This window comes from Mesorhizobium sp. M8A.F.Ca.ET.021.01.1.1 (assembly GCF_003998025.1).
GTDB lineage: Bacteria > Pseudomonadota > Alphaproteobacteria > Rhizobiales > Rhizobiaceae > Mesorhizobium.
Genome location: NZ_RZSJ01001102.1, coordinates 1 through 508 on the forward strand (window position 1 = coordinate 1; position 508 = coordinate 508).

Sequence of the window (508 nt, forward strand, 5' to 3'; positions counted from 1 at the left end):
GGACAGCGGGCTTTTCCCCGGCATCACCAATCTGCTGGCGTCGCAGGCGCAGTTCAGCGACGTGATCCATGCCGACCTCTATTCCGACTGCCATGTCATCCCGGTGGGCACCGCCGATCCGGTGCGTGCCATGCGTGCCGCCGACCGGCTGCCGATCATCATGCAGTCGCTGACGACAGCCTATGATCTGGTGGTGGTCGAGTGCGGGCCGGCCGATGCACAAGGCATCAGCCGTCTGGGCGGGGAGGCCACCGAGGTGTTCTTGTCGATGCTGGAGGCCGACGACGAGGTGACGCAGGCTGCGGTCAAGCTGATCGAGAGCGGCTATCCCGACCTGACGCTGGTGACGCCGCTCGGCCACGAGCCGCCAGGCAATCCGGTGCCGGGGCGACGTTCAGCAGCCTGAAAGAGCCGCCGCTCAAAGGCACGCCTGGCCTATCCCAGTTCCAGCGTCGTCACGCCGAATATCCTGTTGTCGTCAAGCCCCGGCGGCGGGCCTTTGTACATG

General features: G+C 65.9%; 1 pseudogene. It reads left to right on the forward strand.

Annotated elements, in window-relative coordinates:
- Positions 1-406, forward strand: a pseudogene (locus EOA36_RS36810) (tyrosine-protein kinase family protein); the annotation flags it as partial.
- Between the last annotated feature and the right edge of the window lie 102 nt (positions 407-508).